General features: G+C 68.6%; 18 protein-coding genes and 1 tRNA gene. 18 read left to right on the forward strand and 1 reads right to left on the reverse strand.

Going from position 1 to position 18,498, the window contains the following annotated elements; genetic code table 11:
- The coding region (locus ACLL81_RS00485) for an esterase-like activity of phytase family protein (RefSeq protein ID WP_411286387.1) at positions 1 to 916 on the forward strand (916 nt) is incomplete at its 5' end.
- Positions 917 to 970: 54 nt separating this feature from the next.
- Here the strand turns inward: ACLL81_RS00485 and rpmB are convergent.
- Positions 971 to 1,267 (reverse strand): 50S ribosomal protein L28, encoded by a 297-nt coding sequence (rpmB, locus tag ACLL81_RS00490; protein ID WP_411286388.1) that lies wholly within the window; start codon positions 1,265 to 1,267, stop codon positions 971 to 973.
- Between the two features lie 312 nt (positions 1,268 to 1,579).
- Here rpmB and ACLL81_RS00495 point away from each other — a divergent pair, with 312 nt between their 5' ends.
- From ACLL81_RS00495 to ACLL81_RS00575, 17 genes are all read left to right on the forward strand, one after another.
- A complete protein-coding gene (locus tag ACLL81_RS00495) occupies positions 1,580 to 2,221 on the forward strand; it encodes a TetR/AcrR family transcriptional regulator (RefSeq protein WP_411286389.1) in 642 nt (213 codons plus the stop codon).
- Entirely contained in the window at positions 2,218 to 3,192 is a 975-nt protein-coding gene (locus ACLL81_RS00500; protein WP_411286390.1) for an HlyD family secretion protein, read from the forward strand. The genes ACLL81_RS00495 and ACLL81_RS00500 overlap by 4 nt, the downstream gene beginning before the upstream one ends.
- Positions 3,189 to 4,106: an ABC transporter ATP-binding protein gene (locus tag ACLL81_RS00505; RefSeq protein WP_411286391.1), complete on the forward strand. Its 918-nt coding sequence runs from the start codon at positions 3,189 to 3,191 to the stop codon at positions 4,104 to 4,106. Before ACLL81_RS00500 ends, ACLL81_RS00505 begins: the two co-directional genes overlap by 4 nt.
- Positions 4,103 to 5,236 (forward strand): ABC transporter permease, encoded by a 1,134-nt coding sequence (locus tag ACLL81_RS00510; protein WP_411286392.1) that lies wholly within the window; start codon positions 4,103 to 4,105, stop codon positions 5,234 to 5,236. The genes ACLL81_RS00505 and ACLL81_RS00510 overlap by 4 nt, the downstream gene beginning before the upstream one ends.
- An 86-nt stretch (positions 5,237 to 5,322) precedes the next feature.
- The gene (locus ACLL81_RS00515) at positions 5,323 to 7,869 is read left to right on the forward strand and encodes a helicase-related protein (RefSeq protein ID WP_411286393.1); all 2,547 of its coding nucleotides are present in this window, start codon (positions 5,323 to 5,325) and stop codon (positions 7,867 to 7,869) included.
- Entirely contained in the window at positions 7,866 to 8,174 is a 309-nt protein-coding gene (locus ACLL81_RS00520) for an RNA-binding S4 domain-containing protein (protein WP_411286394.1), read from the forward strand. Before ACLL81_RS00515 ends, ACLL81_RS00520 begins: the two co-directional genes overlap by 4 nt.
- 63 nt (positions 8,175 to 8,237) lie before the next feature.
- Positions 8,238 to 8,579, forward strand: coding sequence for a ferredoxin FdxA (fdxA, locus tag ACLL81_RS00525; RefSeq protein ID WP_411286395.1), 342 nt, complete (start codon positions 8,238 to 8,240; stop codon positions 8,577 to 8,579).
- A gap of 27 nt (positions 8,580 to 8,606) precedes the next feature.
- On the forward strand, positions 8,607 to 9,815 hold the full coding sequence (locus ACLL81_RS00530) for a methyltransferase domain-containing protein (RefSeq protein WP_411286396.1): 1,209 nt from the start codon (positions 8,607 to 8,609) through the stop codon (positions 9,813 to 9,815).
- 299 nt (positions 9,816 to 10,114) lie between these two features.
- A complete protein-coding gene (locus tag ACLL81_RS00535; RefSeq protein ID WP_411286397.1) occupies positions 10,115 to 10,624 on the forward strand; it encodes a CarD family transcriptional regulator in 510 nt (169 codons plus the stop codon).
- A gap of 310 nt (positions 10,625 to 10,934) precedes the next feature.
- Positions 10,935 to 12,413: a glycosyltransferase gene (locus ACLL81_RS00540; protein ID WP_411286398.1), complete on the forward strand. Its 1,479-nt coding sequence runs from the start codon at positions 10,935 to 10,937 to the stop codon at positions 12,411 to 12,413.
- Positions 12,414 to 12,575: 162 nt separating this feature from the next.
- Positions 12,576 to 12,652, forward strand: a tRNA-Arg gene (locus tag ACLL81_RS00545).
- A 463-nt stretch (positions 12,653 to 13,115) separates the two neighbouring features.
- Positions 13,116 to 13,466, forward strand: coding sequence for a hypothetical protein (locus tag ACLL81_RS00550; protein ID WP_411286399.1), 351 nt, complete (start codon positions 13,116 to 13,118; stop codon positions 13,464 to 13,466).
- A gap of 122 nt (positions 13,467 to 13,588) precedes the next feature.
- The gene (locus ACLL81_RS00555) at positions 13,589 to 14,068 is read left to right on the forward strand and encodes a hypothetical protein (RefSeq protein ID WP_411286400.1); all 480 of its coding nucleotides are present in this window, start codon (positions 13,589 to 13,591) and stop codon (positions 14,066 to 14,068) included.
- 138 nt (positions 14,069 to 14,206) lie between these two features.
- Complete coding sequence (locus tag ACLL81_RS00560) at positions 14,207 to 14,479, forward strand: hypothetical protein (protein ID WP_411286401.1); 273 nt, start codon at positions 14,207 to 14,209, stop codon at positions 14,477 to 14,479.
- A gap of 131 nt (positions 14,480 to 14,610) precedes the next feature.
- The gene (locus ACLL81_RS00565; RefSeq protein ID WP_411286402.1) at positions 14,611 to 15,849 is read left to right on the forward strand and encodes a TolC family protein; all 1,239 of its coding nucleotides are present in this window, start codon (positions 14,611 to 14,613) and stop codon (positions 15,847 to 15,849) included.
- On the forward strand, positions 15,846 to 17,306 hold the full coding sequence (locus tag ACLL81_RS00570) for an efflux RND transporter periplasmic adaptor subunit (protein WP_411286403.1): 1,461 nt from the start codon (positions 15,846 to 15,848) through the stop codon (positions 17,304 to 17,306). Before ACLL81_RS00565 ends, ACLL81_RS00570 begins: the two co-directional genes overlap by 4 nt.
- A partial coding sequence (locus ACLL81_RS00575; protein WP_411286404.1) for an efflux RND transporter permease subunit occupies positions 17,303 to 18,498 on the forward strand: 1,196 nt, incomplete at its 3' end. The genes ACLL81_RS00570 and ACLL81_RS00575, both read left to right, overlap by 4 nt.

Here is an 18,498-nt window from a genome sequence, read left to right on the forward strand (position 1 = left end):
CCTGCCGGCCCAGCCCGTGGCCGCGGGTTCGGCGATCACCATCCAGGCGGCGCCGGTCGCGGAGCTGGTTGGCGGGCTGGAATTCCTGACCATCTGCGCCGACATCGCCTGCGGCGAGTGGAGCTATGCGGGCGGCCTGCACCTGACCTCGCCGGACACGTCGCGGCTGCACGGCTTGTCAGACCTGGAGGTGACGGCGGAAGGCGCCCTGACCGCGGTCACCGACGCCGGCGATCTGTTGCAGGCAAGGCTGATCCTCGGTCCGACGGGGGACCTGACGGGGCTGACCGCCGCGCGGCTGACGCCGCTGAGGGACCCCGCAGGCCAACCGCTGGGCGGCGACAAGGCCCGCGCCGACGCCGAGGGCCTGGCAAGCCTGGCCGCCGGACGGCTGGTGAGCTTCGAGCACAACCACCGCATCTGGCTCTATCCGATGGGCGGCGGTCCGCCCCGGCCCGCGCCGTCGCCCACCGCCGTCTTTCCCGACAACGAGGGGCTGGAGGCGCTGGCCGCCGATCCCGAACGCGGGACCGACGCCTATGTGGCCGGCGCGGAGGCCAGCGGCGAGACGTGGCTGTGCCGGCTCGCCACCGGCTGCGCCGCCGGTCCGAAGGTCGCCAAGCCCGCCGACATGGGGCTGGTGGCGGCGGTCCGGGTGGGCCCCGACCGGATGGCCTGGCTGCTGCGCGGCTACGATCCCCTGCGCGGCGCCCGCGTAGAATTGAGGGTCACCGACGACGCCCTGCGCCGGGTGGACGAGCTGCGCATCGAGCGCCCGGCGACGGTGGACAATTTCGAGGGCCTAGCCGCGGTCCCGCGCCGGGACGGGACGATCCGCTTCTACATCCTGTCGGACGACAATTTCTCGGCCAGCCAGCGCACGCTGCTGCTGGCCTTCGACTGGAAGGCGCCCTGACGAAAAAGGCCGCCCTTGCGGACGGCCCTTTCCGGAACGACTGGGTGTCGTGCGCTAGGCGGCGGGCTGCTCGGCGAGCTTGGCCTTCAACTGGCGCTTGATCTTCAGGGCGCGGGGGGACAGCACCTCGTCCTTGGCCTTGACCAGGAAGGCGTCGAGGCCGCCGCGGAAATCGAGGGTGCGCAGCGCAGCGTTGGTGATGCGCAGGCGGAAGGACTGGCCCAGCGCGTCGGATTGCAGCGTGGCGGGCGACAGCGCGGGCAGGAAGCGGCGCTTGGTCTTGATGTTCGAGTGGCTCACATTGTGGCCGACCATCGGACCGACACCGGTGAGTTCGCAGCGACGCGACATGGCGAAAGTACCTTCGCGAGGAAAAGGGATCGGCGAGCGGGCGCCCGCGCGAGGAGCCGGCGATATAGAGGAAAGCCCCCTCGCCCGTCAAGGCAAGGCGCGCCGCGCCGCGGCACTTGTGTCCTTTTTCTCCACAGATACAATAGGTAGTGGTGAACAAAGGCCGAATCTGGCGACGTCGCTGATTCGGACACTGTTTGTTGCGCTCGCGTTCCCACGCCTTTGAGATCGCCGCTGAGACGTGCGCCGCGGGCCACGGCGAACCCTGCTTTCTGGCTTGCTAATAACTGACTGGAAAGTTATTAGCGAGGGATGCTTGAACCCGGCGAACCTAAATTCCGCCGCCGCAAGGCCGACCGACCCGGCGAGATCGTCGAAGCCGCCATGGCCGTCTTCGCGGAGAAGGGCTTCGCCGCCGCGAAACTGGATGAGATCGCGGCGCGGGCGGGCGTGTCCAAGGGCGCGCTCTACCTCTACTTCGCCACCAAGCAGGAGATCTTTCACGCCGTGGTCGCCCAGGCGATCGCGCCGAACCTGGCGGCGATGCGTCAGGCCATGGCCGCCCACCCGGGCCCGTTCGCCGAACTGCTGCGGGACGTCGTGGGACTGCTGATCCAGGTGATCGAGACCACCGCCATCGGCGGGGTGGTGAAGATGGTGATCGGCGAGGCGCGCAACTTCCCCGAGCTCGCCCGGGTATGGCACGACGACCTCGCCTGCCCCGCGATCACCGCCCTCACCGCCGCCATCGAGGCCGCGCAGGCTCGCGGCGAGGTGCGGGCCGGGGACGCGCGCACCTTCGCTCTGCAGACCATCTCTCCCTTGCTGATCGGGGTGATCTGGCGCGAGACCTTCGTGCCGGTGGGGGCGCAGCCCTTCGACTTCCCCACCCTGGCCAGCCAGCATGTGGAGACCCTCTTGAACGGGCTGCTCCTGCGAGAGGCGGCCCCATGAACCGCCGCCGCCTCGCGCCCATCGCCCTGGCAGCCGTGGCCGTGGCAATCGTGACCGGCCTGTTCCTGGCCCCGCGCCTGAGCCGCCCGGAGACCCTGTCCGGCTATGTGGAGGGCGAGCCGCTGTATCTGGCGGCGCCGGTGGCGGGAACCGTGAAGGCGATGTTCGTGGTCCGCGGCCAGGAGGTGAGGGCCGGCGCACGGCTGTTCGTTGTCGACCCGCAGCAGCTCCGCGCCCAGCGCGACCAGGCCGCCGCCGAGGTCGCCTCCACCGAGGCCCAGGCGCAGGACGCGCGCAAGGGCCAGCGGCCGGCCGAACTGGCGGTGTTCGAGGCCAATATCGCCGCGGCCGAGGCCCGCGCCGTCGACGCCCGCGCCGACCTGCGCCGCACCACCCCCCTGGTGAGGCAGGGGATCTATGCGCCGGCCCGGCTGGACGACGTGCGCGCCGCGGCCCAGGCGGCGGAGGCGGCCCTGGCCGCGGCGCGGCGGCAGCGCGACGCCGCCGTCCTGGGCGCCCGGCAGGACCAGGTCCGCGCCGCCGACGCGCGGGTGGCGCAGGCCGCCGCGGGCCTTGGCGGCGCCGACGCGCGGCTGGCCGACGTGGCCCCCCTGGCCCCGGCCGCCGCAAGGGTCGAGGAGGTGTACTACCAGCAGGGCGAATGGGCCGCCGCCAACCAGCCGATCCTCTCGCTGTTGCCCGACCACCGGATCAAGCTGCGCTTCTTCGTCCCGCAGGCCTCGCGCGCCGCCTATCGCCCGGGCCGCACGGTGCGCTTCGCCTGCGACGGCTGCGCCCAGGGCCTGACCGCCACCATCGACTATGTGAGCCCCCGCCCGGAGTTCACCCCGCCGGTGATCTACAGCCGCGAGGCGCGCGACCGGCTGGTCTATCTGGTGGAGGCCCGCCCTTCGGTGCGGCTCAATCCCGGCCAGCCGGTGGACGTGGCGCCGCTGGAGGCGGGCCGGTGACGCTGGCCATCGACGTCGCCGGGCTGAACAAGAGCTTCGGCGACAAGCACGTGGTCAACGACTTCTCGATCCAGGTGGAGGCGGGCCGCATCTGCGGGTTCCTGGGGCCCAACGGCTCGGGCAAGACCACCACGCTGCGGATGCTCTGCGGGCTCCTGACGCCCGACAGCGGCCGGGGCGAGGCGCTGGGCTTCGACATCCTGCGTGAGGCCGACGAGATCAAGCGCCGCACCGGCTACATGACCCAGAAGTTCTCGCTCTACGAAGACCTGACCATCGCCGAGAACCTGCAGTTCACCGCCCGGGTCTATGGCCTGGACCGCCGCACCGAGCGGGTGGCCGTGGCGCTGGACCGACTGGGGCTGACCGCCCGCCGCGACCAGCTGGCCGGGGCGCTCTCCGGCGGCTGGAAGCAGCGCCTGGCGCTGGCCTCGGCCACCCTGCACGAACCACGCCTGCTGCTGCTTGACGAGCCCACCGCCGGCGTCGATCCGAAGGCCAGGCGCACCTTCTGGGACGAGATCCACATGCTGGCCGCAGAGGGCCTGACCGTGCTGGTTTCCACCCACTACATGGACGAGGCCGAGCGCTGTCACGAGATCGCCTACATCAGCTATGGCCGGCTGATCGCGCGCGGCACGGCCCAGGAGGTGGTGGCCGCCTCCAACCTGGTCACCTTCCACGGCGAAGGGCCACAGGTCGATCGCCTGGCGCAGGAACTGCTCGGCAAGCCGGGGGTCGAGACCGTGGCGCCGTTCGGGGCCGCCCTGCATGTCAGCGGCGCCGACCGCGCCGCCCTGGAGGCGACGCTCCAGCCCTTCCGCCGCGACCCCTACCGCTGGCGCGAGGTGCAGCCCACGCTGGAGGACGTGTTCATCCAGCTCATGAGCGGCGCGCAGGACAACTACCCGTGAGCGGCTTCTCGGGCGGCCGCGTGCTGGCGGTGCTGATAAAGGAGTTCCGGCAACTCACCCGAGACCGGGTGACCTACGCCATGATGCTGGCCATTCCGGTAATGCAGCTCCTGCTGTTCGGCTACGCCATCAACGCCGAGCCGCGCCACCTGCCGACGGCGCTCCTGGTGCAGGAGAACAGCCGCCACGCCCGCTCCATCGCCGCGGCGCTGCACAACAGCGGCTATTTCGACCTGACCCACCAGGCCCGCAGCCCCGCCGAGCTGGACGCCCTGCTCCGCCGCGGCGAGGTGCAGTTCGCCATCACCATTCCAGGCGACTTCACCCGCCGGGTGGCCCGCGGCGACAAGGCCCAGATCCTGGTGGAAGCCGACGCCACCGACCCCTCGGCCACCGGCGGCGCGGTGGCCGCGCTGGCCGCCCTGCCCCAGCAGGCGCTGGTCCACGACCTCAGCGGCGCGGCGGCCAGGCCGGGCGCCAGCGCGCCACCGTTCGAGGTGATCGTCCACCGGCGCTACAACCCCGAGGCGATCACCGCCTACAACATCGTACCGGGTCTCCTGGGGGTGATCCTGTCGCTGACTCTGGTGATGATGACCGCGCTCAGCGTCACGCGCGAAACCGAGCGCGGCACCATGGAGAGCCTGCTGGCCACGCCGCTGGAGCCCATCGAGGTGATGGTTGGCAAGCTGGGGCCCTACGTCCTGGTGGGCCTGGTGCAGACCACGGTGATCCTGGTGCTGGCCAGGTTCCTGTTCCATGTGCCGATGCAGGGCGGCTGGCTGGGACTGCTGCTTGGCATCGGGCTGTTCATCGTGGGCTCGCTGGCCCTGGGCTTCCTGATCTCCACCGTGGCCCGCTCGCAACTGCAGGCGATGCAGATGAGCTTCTTCTACATGCTGCCGTCGATCCTGCTGTCGGGCTTCATGTTCCCGTTCCGCGGCATGCCGGAATGGGCGCAGGTGCTGGGCCAGGCGATCCCGGTGACCCATTTCCTGCGGATTGTGCGCGGCGCGCTGCTGAAGGGGCAGGGCCTGGAGGATCAGTGGCGCGACCTGGCCGCCCTGCTGGCCTTCGTCTGCGTGGTCACGGCCCTGGCCATGGTCAGGTTTCGGCGCACGCTGGACTAGGCCCTGGCGACGCGCTGCGCAGAACGGTCGAGCGTCGCGTCACGGCGCCGCTTGCCCGACTCCCTGCGGCATCCCAACTTAGTCCCATGAGCGATCGCCCCGCAGGCCGGGCTCCGTCCCGGCTGGTGGCGGTGCTGGGGCCCACCAACACCGGCAAGACCCACCTGGCGGTGGAGCGGATGCTGGGCCATGCGTCCGGCATGATCGGCCTGCCGCTGCGGCTGCTGGCCCGGGAGATTTATGACCGCATCGTCAAGGCCCGCGGGCCCCGCTGCGTGGCGCTGATCACCGGCGAGGAGAAAATCGTCCCGCCCCGGCCGCAGTATTTCGTCTGCACGGTGGAGGCCATGCCGCTGTCCCGCGAGGTGGAGTTCCTGGCGGTGGACGAAATCCAGCTCTGCGCCGACCCTGAACGCGGCCACGTGTTCACCCACCGCCTGCTGCATGCGCGGGGCACGGCGGAGACCATGCTGCTGGGCGCGGGAACCATGGCGCCGCTGGTGCGCCGGATGCTGCCGCACGCCGAGATCGTCACCCGCGAGCGGTTCTCCCGCCTCACCTATTCGGGACCAAAGAAGCTGACCCGCCTGCCCCGCCGCTCCGCCGTCGTGGCGTTCAGCGCCGACCAGGTCTACGCCATCGCCGAGCTGATCCGCCGCCAGCGCGGCGGCGCGGCGGTGGTGATGGGCTCGCTCAGCCCGCGCACCCGCAACGCCCAGGTGGCCCTCTACCAGTCCGGCGAGGTGGACTTCCTGGTGGCCACCGACGCCATCGGCATGGGCCTGAATATGGACGTGGACCACGTGGCCTTCGCGGGCCTGCGCAAGTTCGACGGGCGGCGCACCCGGTTCCTGCACCCCCAGGAAATCGGCCAGATCGCCGGCCGCGCCGGCCGCTTTCAGCGCGACGGGAGCTTTGGCGTCACCGGCGAGGCGCAGGACATGGACGCCGATCTGGTGGAGGCCGTGGAGCAGCACCGGTTCGAGCCGGTGGCGGCGGCGGAATGGCGCAACCCGAAGCTGGACTTCGCCAACCTGCCGGCACTGATGCGATCCCTCGCCCTGACCCCCGACCGCGCCGGGCTGAAACTGTCGCCGGAGGCGCTGGACGAGATCACCCTGCGCCAGTTGGCCGCCGACCCCGAGGTTGCCGCGCGCGCCCAGGGCAAGCCCTCGCTGATGCGCCTGTGGGACGTCTGCCAGACCCCGGACTTCCGCAAGGTGGCCACCGAAGAGCACGTGCGGCTGGCGAAGGATTTCTTCCTGCAGCTGACCAGCGGGCGTCGCAGGCTCTCCGACGACTGGATCGCCCGGCAGTACGCCTACCTGGACCGCCCCGATGGCGAGATCGACACCCTTGCCGCACGGCTCTCCAGCGTTCGCACCCTGGCCTATGTGGCCAACCGGCCGGACTGGCTGGCCGATCCGGCCGGTTGGCAGGGGAAGACCCGGGTGCTGGAGGACAAGCTCTCCGACACCCTGCACGAGAAGCTGATGGCCCGCTTCGTGGACCGCCGGACCAGCGCCCTGGTGCGCGGCCTGCGGGTTCGCGAGGACATGCTGGCAGGCGTCGCCGACGACGGGACCGTGACCGTGGAGGGCCATTTCGTCGGCCGGCTCACCGGCGTGCAGTTCGAGGCCGCGCAAGGCTCGTCGGTGCTGGAGGAGAAGGCGTTGCGGGCGGCGGCCGTCCACGCCGTGGGTCCGGAGATCGCCAAACGCCTGGGCCGGCTCGCCGCCGAAGCCGATGACGCCTTCGCGCTGAGCCCCGACGGCGTCGTCCTGTGGCAGGGCGAGGCCGCGGGCGTGCTGGCCGCGGGACAGCCGTTCAGTCCCCGGGTGCGCCTGCTGGGCGAACTGGGTCACGCCGCTGCCCGGGAACGCGCCCAACGCAGGCTGGAGGCCTTTGTGGCGGCCGAGGCGGCCCGCAGGCTGGCGCCCCTGCGCAAGCTGGAGGCCGCCGTTGCCGAGGGCCGGATCAAGGGCCTGGCCCGGGGCCTCGCCTATCGGCTGATCGAGGCCGGCGGCGTGCTGGACCGCGCGCTGGTACGGGCCGAGGCCAAGGCCCTGAGCCCGGTGGAGCGCCGGGCGCTGCGGGCGCTGGGCGTGCGCCTGGGGGCGTTCAGCCTGTTCATGCCGGGCCTCCTCAAGCCGCAGGCCCGCGCGCTGGCCCAGGCCTTCGCCGCGCGGCAGGCAGACTGGCGCCCGGCGCCCGAGGGCCTGACCGTCCTGCCGCAGCCGGTTCCTGAAGCCCGAGTGCTGGCCGCCTACGGCCTGCGCGCGGTGGGCGGCCGCGCCGTGCCGGTGCAAGCCCTGGAGCGCCTGGACGAGCTGCTGCGCGTGGCCGTCCGCCAGGGCGGCGGTGCGATCCTCTCCGACCCGGCCCGCGAGGAGCTGGGCTGGAACGCGGAGGCGGCGCGTGACGTGCTGCGCGGCCTGGGCTTCGCCCCCGCCACCCGGCCCCGGGACGGTGAGCCCGTCGCCTGGCGCCGGCGGATCGAGCGGGATGTTGCGCCTGCGCCGGCCACCGCGCGCCCTGGCTCGCCCTTCGCGGCGCTGGCGGCCTTGAAGGACCAGCCCGCGCCCGTCCGCCGACCGCGGCGCCGCCGCAGGCCCAAGGCGGCGCGGGCGTGAGCGAAGACGCCTGCCGCGCCGACGTCTGGCTGTGGCGCGCCCGTTTCTTCAAGACCCGGTCCCTGGCTGCGAAGCATCTGGAGGGGGGGCGCGTGCGCCTGACCCGCGCCGGCCAGCAGAGCCGCCTCGACAAGTCCGCGCGTCCCGTGAAGGTGGGGGACCTGCTGGTGTTCGCGGTGGGTGGCCGGGTGATCGCGGTCTGCGTCGAAGCCCTCGGTGAACGGCGTGGCTCGCCGGCCGAGGCGCGCGCGCTCTATTCGCCCTTGCAGAATTCCTCGGGGGGCGATGACGGCCTCCAGCATTGACAATAGGACCGTGCGCCGTAACAAACCCGCGCCTCACGCCGTCCCGGAGTCTCCTCGCCCGCCATGACCTACATCGTGATGGAGCCCTGCATCAAATGTAAGTACATGGACTGCGTGGAAGTGTGCCCGGTCGACTGCTTCTACGAGGGCGAAAACTTCCTGGCGATCAATCCGGACGAGTGCATCGACTGCGGCGTGTGCGAGCCGGAGTGCCCGGTGGACGCCATCAAGCCCGACACCGAAGACGATCCGGACGGCAAGTGGCTGCGGATCAACTCTGAATATTCCCGCGTCTGGCCGAATATCACGGTGATGGGCCAGCCCCCCGCCGACGCCGCAGAGTTCGAACGGGTGGAGGGCAAGCTGGAGAAGTACTTCTCCGAAAAACCCGGCCGCGGGTCCTAGATTGGAACGGGCGCCCAGTTTTCTGTGATGACGATTTCGACCTCGGCCTGTGCCGTATGCGGCGGGAACGATTGGCTGGAGCTGCCCCCGCCCCATAGCGACCGTTCCGTGCGATCCGACGGCGCCGTACTTGGTCATCCGATGCGTAAGGCGCAGTGCAGCGCGTGCGCGCTGGTGCAGGCCATGTCTCTGGCAGACACAGAGGCGCTGACGATTCTCTATACTGACGAGTACGACCTCTACAACAGTCGGCCATCTTCCGAGCAGTTCGTAACCGGCCGCTATACGGCGCTTGCGCAGGCGATCGCATCTTCCATTGCGCCTTACAGACCCAGCCGAGTGCTGGAAGTTGGCTGCGGAAACGGATCCGCGCTCAAGGCCGTCCAATCCCTATGGCCGGACGCATTCTGCATTGGCGTGGAACCCGTTGTCACTGCGGTCAAGGCGGCGCAGGCGGCGGGAATCAACGTCCATCAAGGGATGATCGGGGGCGTGCTGCCGCCAGCCATCGCCCGAGAGACATACGACGTCATCTATTCCATTCACGTCATCGAGCACACCGAGGACCCGGCGGCCTTCTTGCGCGGGCTCAAGGCCCTGCTTTCACCGCATGGACGACTGATCATCACCTGCCCGAATGCGCGCGCACCCAATCTCGAGATTGTGCGAAGCGATCACCAATATTCGATGACGCCTTACCATCTTGGCGCCCTGACCCGGAAAGCGGGCCTTATCCCCCTGAGAAGCACGCTCTGCCCGGGGGGCGGAGAAGATCTCGACTATGAGCATAATCAGCTGCTGGTGGCCTGCCTGCCCGACAAGTCAGATCACGTAGCGGCACAGATGCCTTTGCCGGGGTATCTGCAGGAGGCCAATCGGCTTCAACTGCTGGGCGCTCGTTGCAAGTACTTCCATGATTTCTCGACGCTGGACGCCACGCTGCAGGCACGCCTGGATGGGCATAAGCGGCTTGTCTGCTTCGGCACCGGAGGCTGGGCCAGCATCCTCGCCGGATATGCGCCCGGCGTATGGGAGCGCGTGCAAGCCTGCGTCATAGACGGAGGATCGGATGGCGCCTTCTTCGGGAAGCGGATTCTTGCCTACGACGCGCTCAAGGAGATGAATCCCGACGGGGTGATCGTAGGCGTAAACCCGGCCACCCAGCCGATGATCGCCCAGCGTCTTGAGCAGGCTGGCTATCCGACTATTCGTTGGGACGACCTCATCGCGATGTAGGAGTTGGTCGGATCGTCCCGGCAGCCGCTCCGTCGCCCCAAGCCTTTCAATCGGCTTAATTTTGTGCTATTGTCCCTGTGGACGTGGCGATGAGACTAGGTGCTCGCCCGCCTTACGAATCAGAACAGCCGTCCGGCGTTCAGCCCCGGATCGGGCGAAGGGTGTCTTAAGAGGTCTACTTCCGTTTCAGTGATGATGCCGCCGCGGTCCCTTCGCGGAAAGCGTGGCCTCGTCGCTTGGCGGTTGCTCGCGTCAGCGGTCCGGCGATTGTGCGGACAAAGGATTTGAGAGGATTTCCGATGAGCAAGAACGGTCACGATTTCTCGATTGGCGATCACGTCGTCTATCCCGCGCACGGCGTGGGTCAGGTGCAGGGGATCGAAGTCCAGGAAGTCGCCGGGCTCAAGCTCGAGGTCTATGTGATCACCTTCGACCACGAGAAGATGACGCTTCGCGTGCCCACCGCCAAGGCGCGCACCGCCGGCCTGCGGGCGCTGGCCGAGACCAATGTGGTCACCCAGGCGCTTACCACGCTCAAGGGCCGCGCCCGGGTGAAGCGCACCATGTGGTCGCGGCGCGCCCAGGAGTATGAGGCCAAGATCAACTCCGGCGACCTGATCTCCATCGCCGAAGTGGTCCGCGACCTGCACCGCGCCGAAAATCAGCCGGAGCAGTCCTATTCCGAGCGCCAGCTCTATGAATCGGCGCTGGACCGTATGGCTCGCGAAGTCGCCGCCATCGAACAGATCGACCGCGACGCCGCCATCGGCATCCTCAACAAGTCGCTGATCAAGGCGGTCGCCGCCTGACGTCGAACGCGCCGTTTTCGAGTTCGAGACGCCCGGCCCAGCGCCGGGCGTTTTCGTATCCAGGCCGCGGCGTGCCGGCGCCCGCCGCCGCCGCTTGCTGGCTACAGAGCCAACGCGGTATCGTCGCGACCTACGCTGGGGCAATCCACCAATCAGGACGCCACGCCGCGGGCCTGCCGCATCGACCGGTCGCGGTCGCTCGCGGGCCTCTGGCGGGCGTCTGCGATGGCCCCGAGCGGGCGAGGATCGGGAGTCGCGTTTGCAGCAGCCAGCCGCTCAGGAGAGTCGAGCCCGTCGTCCAAAAGTGACGGTGATGATCATCACCTACAACCACGCCAGATACATCGCCCGGGCCCTGGACAGCGTGCTTTGCCAGAACGTGGATTTCCCGCTGGCGATCCACGTGGTGGACGACTGTTCCACTGACGGCGCCCAGGACATCATCCGCGACTACGCGGCGCGCCATCCGGGGGTGGTCAAGCCGTTCATCGCGAAGAAGAACATCGGCCTGAGGGTCCCCCCGCAGAGGAATTTCTACCGGGGATTACGCACGCTCGACGGCGACTACATGGCCATCCTGGAGGGCGACGATTGCTGGACCTCACCCGATCGGCTCCGAACCCATGTGGAGTTCCTCGAGGCCAACCCCGACTTCGTCGCCTGCGCACACAACGTGCTGAAGGCGTTCGAGGATGGCTCGAAGCCTCAACTGTATATCCCCGGGCCGGTCAAGGAAGTTCATGACATCAACGATCTAATTTCATTGAATTCCTTCTTCCATGCCTCCAGTCTGACCTTTCGAAATGTCTTCCTTGGGAAGGTTCCGAGGTACTTTCGCGAACCCGTCTCCTGTGACATCTTCATGAACATCGCTTTCGCGCAGTTCGGCAAGATCCACTACACGCCGGATGTCTGGTCGCTTTATCAGGTGCACGCTGGCGGACTCTTCTCGTCGATGAGCAAGACCAAGGGGTGGATGTGGAACATCGCCGGGTTCGTGTCCTTCAATCGGTGGCTGGGCTACCGATACTTCCCGCAGTTCACCGAGACCATCTACCGCTACTGCGACACCCTGCTGGTGAGCGGGCGGGCCGAGGATGGCCTGACGCCCGAGAAGCGCCACGCCTACGAGGGCATGCGCCGGCGATACCGCAGGCTCGAGAAGACCTATCGATGGCTGGACATACTCGCCGCGCGATGGATTCCGGGCCGGCCCGCCCGCAGCGCACCCGCCAAGCTCAACCTGGGCTGCGGACGACGCAAGTGGCGCGAGTGCATCAATGTCGACATACGGCGCGAGGTCGATCCCGACATGGTCGTCGATCTGGAGCGGACGCCCTGGCCCTGGCCCAACGACTACGCCGAAGAAGTGCGCCTTCTCCACGCCCTCGAGCATCTGGGGGCCGAGCTCAAGACCTTTGACGCCGTGATGGGCGAGCTCTACCGCGTGTGTCGGCCGGGCGCCCGCGTGCTGATCACCGCGGCCCACCCCAGGCACGACAGCTTCATCAACGACCCGAGCTGCGTGCGCTTGGTGAGCCCGGAGGTTCTGAGCCGCTTTGACGCCCTGACCGCCGCGCCGCCCAATCATACGGCTCCGACGCGGCCCCGGAAGGTCGATTTCGAGATCGTCCAACGGCAGGCGATCATGGACGAGCCCTATCGCAGCCGGGTGCAGAGCGGACAGCTCTCGCGCGACGACGCGGCCGAACTGATGAAGCTGAGCTCAAACGTCTGCCTTGAGTTCCAGATCGAGCTGCGGGTTCACAAGCCGAGCCGCACGGCATAGCCGGCACCGCAGTCCCCAAAGCCCACCATGGCTTGCTCGGACTTTCCAAGACCGCTCAAGGCCGCTAAGGCGTTTTGCCACCGCCCAGAGCAGGGCGTTCCTGGGGGTGCGTCTCGCACTGAAAGTCCAAGGCCTGCAATAAGTCAGTCAGTTAATGAATGCGGCCCGGTAGCTCAGCAGGATAGAGCAGAGCTTTCCTAAAGCTAAGGTCGGGGGTTCGAGTCCCTTCCGGGCCGCCACCCAGTCCCTGTTAGTCGTCTCTTCGGGGCGATCCCCGCCGGAAAGCGCCGACATTCCGGGACTTGGGCCCGCTCAATCCGTCATCAGGTTCCGTCTCTGGGCCCCGAAAACCGGCAACTCGATGGCCAGGCAACCTGCCGCTGGCTGAACAACCAAGCTGAGAATTCACACCTGCCTTTGCGACGAAGAGAGCGGGGGATGGCGCGGTTCAGTAGGATGAGAACTCTCCAGATTCAGCGCCTCCATGCCGCGATCCACAACCATTTCGGCCTGGAACGCCACCTCGTCAGCCTAGACCCATACCGGGAAAGACGAGCAGCCGCCCTGGCTGAATGGAGGGCCCGCGCTGCCAAAGGCTCGACTCTTGCGGCCCCTGTTCAGGCGCGGTTCAGGCCGCTGTCGCGATCGTGGTTTGCAGGGGACACACGGCGCGGAAACGGCCACGCCTTCGCGGAGCTTCACATGAACAAGTTGCTACTCGCAGCCGCCGCCTTGCTGATCTCGGCCCCTGCCGGCGCGGCCTTCGCTTCCGATGACGATCATCGCGGTCGGCGCGATCACCGCGGCGACCACCGAGAGCACCGCGGCTTCCACCGGCAGTATGACCGCGACCATCGCGAGGCGCATCGGGACGGATTCTACAGCCGGCGGGACCATCGCGAGTACCACCGCGACTACAAGGATGATCACGTGGACTTCCACGACGATCATCCGCGCACACGACATGACCACCGCCGCAGCTATGGCTCCCCGACCTACTCCTCGGGCAACTACGGCTACAGCTCCAACTATGGCTACGCCCCGCGCTGGTAGGGGATCACAAAGCTTGAGCTTGCCGGGAGGTCGTCGCCCGACGTTACGGCGGCGGCTCAGCGGAGTTGTCTGCCAAGAGCGAGCCGGAGAAGGCCCCAATTCGGCCTAGCGACGCCTCGGCGTTGATCGAGCATCCTGCAAAGCTGACGGGCAGTGCCGATACGGCATGGCCGATGCAACCGCCGCGACCTCGACAACCGGAGGTATCAAGACCATATGTCTCCCCGATGATGCGGCTTCTTTTCGCCTTCCTGGCCGTCGTGGGCCTGCTGTTCAGCCCGGTGACCGCCGCGGCTGCGCAGCGGACCTGTCTGGAGATGGGTCCAGCAGCGATGGCCGGCATGCAGATGCCGATGGCCCAGACCGACCACGGAGGCACAGGGAAATCCGATCCCTGCTGTGACCATGGCGACGCGAAGCCCGATAGCCACAAGGCGTGCGCCCAAGCCTGCGCCTCAATGTGCGCTGTCAGCGCCGCCTTGCCGACGTCGTCCTTTGCCGTTCCGGCCGTCCAGGCCGCGCAGATATACGCCGTGAAGGTCCAGACCCTTCATGCGCACTCGCCCCCCAGGGACGAACGACCTCCCAAACTGATCGCCTGAATCAGACCTGCGCGCTGCGCAGGTCATCCTCACGCTGCGCTCTGCAACTGCCGCACCACGGCTTCCGCCAGGCCCAGCGTGAGTTCCGATCGCCGCACCCTCGCGGCCTTCGCACCCCCTCATTCAGGACGTATCGAAATGCAAAATCTTCGCACGATCGCCGCCGCTCTGACGGCCGTGACCCTCGCCAGCGTGGCCGCACCGGCCCTCGCTTCGCCCATGGACCAGGGCGCGTTCACCTACCGTGTCGGCCCGCCCTCGTCCAATCCGCACGACCAGTTCCGGACGCCCATCAAGGTAGCGAAGACCCAACCCGGCATGGCCAACATGGCGATGAAGGATTGCTCCTGCCCAATGATGCAAGGCGGCGCCGCCAAGCCGGACCAGGCCGCGCCGGCTCCTCACGGTTGACGGCCTTGCCTCCCGCACCGCCTATCCCCTGGTGCGGGGTCGAGCCGTCGGCGACGGGCCTTGTGTCCGTCGCCGGCGTGCCCGGCCTCGCCGTAGAGTTGTTCCTCCCGACACAACACAGCGGACCCAGAATGCGTCTCGCCAAAAGCCTCACCGCCGCGCTGTTCTTCAGCACCACACTCGCGAGCCCGGCTGCAGCCGGGCCGCTGACCTATGCCGCGGCGCTCGACCTTGCCGAGCGCTCGGCCCCGAGCCTGCAGGCCAGCGGCCTCAAGGTGGACGCCGCGCGCGCCGCGAGCCGCGCGACCGGCCGGCTGCCCGACCCTAAGCTCAGCGTCGGCATCGACAACTTCCCGGTCTCCGGCCCGCCGGCTGGGCGCTTCGACGCCGATGACATGACCATGGCGCGGATCGGTATCTCTCAGGACGTGCCGAACGGCGCGCGCCGCCGCGCCGAGGTCGCGGGCGGCTCCGCCGAGATCGGCGTCGCCGAGGCCGAGGCGGCGCTGCAGCAGCGCAACGTCCGGGTGGCTGCGGCGCTCGCCTGGATCGACCTGGGCTATGCCGAGCGGCGCCTGGCGGCGCTCGATCAGTTGGTGAGTGGGCTTAAGGCCCTCTGGTCTGCCCAGCCCGCCAGCGTCGCTTCCGGCGCCTCCCGTCCCGCGATGGGGCTCGAGCCGAAACGGTTGCAGGCGACATTTGCCGACGAGCGGAGCGAGCTCGTGGCGGCCGTCGCCAAGGCCCGCGCTGAACTCTTCCGGTGGACGGGTGAGCCGACGCCAAGCGCGGCCGGGGACGCGCCGCACTACCAGATCGATGCCGCCGCCCTGCACGCAGGGCTCGCCCGGCACCCAAGCCTGCTCACCTCGGAAGCTTCAGAGCGCCGGGCATCGGCTGACGTCGACGCCGCGCGCGCCGGCACGCGGCCGGACTGGGGCTTCGAGCTCTCCTACGGCCGGCGCGATCCGATGTTCGGAGACATGGTCTCCGCCGGCGTCACCATGAGCCTGCCGCTCTTCAAGGGCACACGGCAGGCGCCGGTGATCGCCGCCCGCGTCGCCGACCGCAATCGCGTACGTATAGAGCGCGAGGATCGCCGCCGAACGCTTGTCGCCGCCCTGGACACCGAGATCGCCGACCACATCATGCACCACGACCAGTGGCGCCGCTCTGTGGAGGTGCTTGTCCCGACCGCTGAGCAGCGCGCGCACCTCGAACTCTCCAGTTACGCCGCTGGCCGCGCCGGCTTCGATGACGTCAGGCAGGCGGTCACCGACCTCGCCGACGCCAAGCTCGCCGCTCTGGAACGCGAGGCGATGGTGGTCCGCGACGGCGCCCGCATCGTCCTGAACTATGGGAGCGACCAATGACCCGCCGGACCCTCTTGCTGTCGATGGCGGCGCTGATTGTCGCGACTGGCGTCGGCTTCGGCGTCGGCCGGATGAGTGGTCAACCTGTCGGCGCCGCGTCCACCCCTGCGCCGGCGGAGGGCCGCAAGGTGCTCTATTGGTACGACCCTATGGTCCCCGCGCAGCGCTTCAACAAGCCTGGCAAGTCCCCTTTCATGGACATGCAGCTGGTCCCAAAATACGCGGGCGACACGCTTGGCGGCGCCGGAGTGCAGATCGACCCGGCCAGGGTCCAGAGCCTCGGCGTGCGTGTGGCGACCGTCGAACGCGGGGCGCTTGCCAGCGGCGTCACGGCCTCCGGCGTCATCGATTTCAACGAACGTGACGTGGCCATCATCCAGGCCAGGGCCGCGGGGTTCGTGCAGCGGGTCTACGGCCGGGCGCCCGGCGACATTGTCGGGGCCGGCGCGCCTCTGGCCGACGTTCTGGTACCGGAATGGGCGGGCGCCCAGGGTGAGTTCCTGGCGATGCGACGGGTCGGCGACGAAGCCCTGACACGGGCTGCCCGCCAACGGCTTCAACTGCTCGGAATGCCGCCAGCGCTGGTCAGAGCCGTGGAGCGAAGCGGACGGGTGCGCAACGTCGTCACCATCGCCACGCCCACTGGCGGGGTGATCAAGACGCTGAGCGTGCGCAACGGCATGACCGTAGCCGCCGGCCAGACTCTGGCCGAGGTCAACGGCCTCGCGCGCGTGTGGCTGAACGCGGCGGTTCCCGAGGCCATGGCCGGTCAGGTGCGCTCCGGCGAAACCGTGACCGCCACCCTCACCGCCTTCCCTGGACAGACTTTCAGCGGCCGCGTCACCGCGATCCTGCCACAGGCGCAGGCGGACAGTCGCACGCTCACGGCTCGGATCGAGCTGCCCAATCCGGCCGGGCGCCTTCGGCCAGGCATGTACGCGAGCGTACAGTTCGGCGGCCTGCAGCAGCCGGCGCTCCTCGTGCCCTCCGAAGCCGTGATTCGCACTGGCAAGCGGACACTGGTCATGCTGGCGCGACCCGGCGGTCGATACGAGCCGGCGGAAGTCAGCGTGGGCCGCGAGGCCGGAGGCCGCACCGAGGTGCTCGCCGGGCTCTCCGAGGGCGAGAAGATCGTCGCCTCGGGCCAGTTCCTGCTCGACAGCGAAGCGAGCCTATCGGGCGTCGCGGCGCGTCCCCTCGCGTCCGGAACTCTGGCGGCGCCGGCTCAGAGCCTGTTCGAAGGCGCCGGGCGCGTCGAACAGATCAAGCCAGACGGCGTCACCATATCGCATGGCCCGATCCCGGCCGTGCCGTGGCCCGCCATGACCATGCAGTTCAAGCTCGCCAATCCTGCGCTGGCCAAAGGGATCAGGGCTGGTGACCGCGTGACCTTCACCTTCGAGCAGCGGCCCGCCGGCCCAGTCGTTCGCCGCCTCGCCCACTCGGCTGCCCGATGATCGCCGCCGTCATTCGCGCCTCGGTGCGCGGCCGCTTCCTGGTGATCCTGGCGGCGTTGGTCTTGCTGGTGGCCGGCGGGCTGGCCGTCCGCTCAACGCCCGTTGACGCCTTGCCGGACCTCTCGGACGTGCAGGTGGTGATCCGCACCACCTATCCCGGCCAGGCCCCGCAGATCGTCGAGAACCAGGTGACCTACCCGATCACCTCGACGATGCTCGCGGTCCCCGGCGCGCGGGTCGTGCGAGGCTATTCGTTCGTCGGTGACAGCTTTGTCTATGTCCTGTTCGAGGATGGCACCGACCTCTACTGGGCGCGCAGCCGCGTCCTCGAATATCTCAGCCAGGTGCAAGGCCGCCTGCCCACCGGCGCGACGGCCTCGCTTGGCCCCGATGCGACCGGGGTCGGCTGGATCTACGAATATGCGCTGGTCGACCGCAGCGGGCAGCACGATCTGGCCCAACTGCGCAGCATCCAGGACTGGTTCCTGCGCTATGAGCTGAAAGCCGTCCCCGGGGTTGCCGAAGTCGCCAGCATCGGCGGCATGGTCAGGCAATACCAGGTCGTTGTCGATCCGCAGAAGCTGGCGGGCTATGGGGTGACCGCCAGCGATGTCGGCGCGGCGCTCCGGCGTGCCAACCAGGAAACCGGCGGTGGGGTCGTCGAGCTGGCCGAAGCCGAATACATCGTCCGCGCCACCGGCTATCTCAAGACCCTCGATGATTTCCGCGCGGTCCCGATCCGCACCGCGACCGGCGGAATCCCGGTGCTGCTGGGCGATGTGGCGTCGGTCCAGGTCGGACCCGAGATGCGCCGCGGCATCGCCGAATTGAACGGCGAAGGCGAAGTCGCCGGCGGGGTGATCGTCATGCGCCAGGGCAAGAATGCCCGCGAGGTGATCGAGGGGGTTCGAACCAAATTGGCTGAACTCAAGGCCGGCCTTCCGCCCGGTGTCGAAATCGTCACCACCTACGACCGATCGGGCCTGATCGACCGCGCGGTTGAGAACCTGACCAGCAAGCTGATCGAGGAGTTCGTGATTGTCGCGCTCGTCTGCGCGCTGATCCTGTGGCACGCCCGCTCGGCGCTGGTCGCGATCCTGACGCTACCGCTGGGCATCTTGATCGCGTTCATCGTGATGCGTTTGCAGGGGCCCAATGCCAACATTCTCTCGTTAGGCGGCATCGCCGAATT

It is taken from the genome of Phenylobacterium sp., assembly GCF_046590535.1.
GTDB lineage: Bacteria > Pseudomonadota > Alphaproteobacteria > Caulobacterales > Caulobacteraceae > Phenylobacterium.

Coding starts and splice junctions, on each gene's coding strand:
- rpmB (WP_411286388.1), bottom strand. CDS start 1,267: ATGTCGCGTCGCTGCGAACTCACCGGTGTCGGTCCGATGGTCGGCCAC.
- ACLL81_RS00495 (WP_411286389.1), top strand. CDS start 1,580: ATGCTTGAACCCGGCGAACCTAAATTCCGCCGCCGCAAGGCCGACCGA.
- ACLL81_RS00500 (WP_411286390.1), top strand. CDS start 2,218: ATGAACCGCCGCCGCCTCGCGCCCATCGCCCTGGCAGCCGTGGCCGTG.
- ACLL81_RS00515 (WP_411286393.1), top strand. CDS start 5,323: ATGAGCGATCGCCCCGCAGGCCGGGCTCCGTCCCGGCTGGTGGCGGTG.
- fdxA (WP_411286395.1), top strand. CDS start 8,238: ATGACCTACATCGTGATGGAGCCCTGCATCAAATGTAAGTACATGGAC.
- ACLL81_RS00530 (WP_411286396.1), top strand. CDS start 8,607: ATGACGATTTCGACCTCGGCCTGTGCCGTATGCGGCGGGAACGATTGG.
- ACLL81_RS00535 (WP_411286397.1), top strand. CDS start 10,115: ATGAGCAAGAACGGTCACGATTTCTCGATTGGCGATCACGTCGTCTAT.
- ACLL81_RS00550 (WP_411286399.1), top strand. CDS start 13,116: ATGAACAAGTTGCTACTCGCAGCCGCCGCCTTGCTGATCTCGGCCCCT.
- ACLL81_RS00560 (WP_411286401.1), top strand. CDS start 14,207: ATGCAAAATCTTCGCACGATCGCCGCCGCTCTGACGGCCGTGACCCTC.
- ACLL81_RS00565 (WP_411286402.1), top strand. CDS start 14,611: ATGCGTCTCGCCAAAAGCCTCACCGCCGCGCTGTTCTTCAGCACCACA.
- ACLL81_RS00570 (WP_411286403.1), top strand. CDS start 15,846: ATGACCCGCCGGACCCTCTTGCTGTCGATGGCGGCGCTGATTGTCGCG.